Genomic DNA, 253 nt, shown 5'->3' with positions numbered 1-253 from the left:
TCGTACACAGAGGAACCTAATGTAAGAAATTCTGTTTCTAGATCTATCAGTTCTTTCCCATTCGTAATGGCACCATTCTCAGAATTGATCACTTTATAAGCAAAACCTTCTGGTTTTGAAAAGAGTTTAAATGCAGTCGGATAGGATGCTTTTAAATTGATATTATCTTTGTAAGATTCATCCTTCCAAAAACCATTATCAAACGGATGAACTCCAGCAGTGTAGCCTTTACGGGTAGAAATGGAGAGATACA

The 253-nt window shown here is 36.0% G+C and carries 1 protein-coding gene; it reads right to left on the bottom strand.

Going from position 1 to position 253, the window contains the following annotated elements:
• Window positions 1-253, bottom strand: a 253-nt coding sequence (locus ACVA53_RS25130; protein WP_446506639.1) for a hypothetical protein, incomplete at both ends; no start/stop codon positions are given.

The organism is Photobacterium sp. DNB23_23_1 (assembly GCF_052873815.1).
Note: the sequence above shows the minus strand (reverse complement) of the source record. Positions and strands in the feature narration are given on the sequence as shown.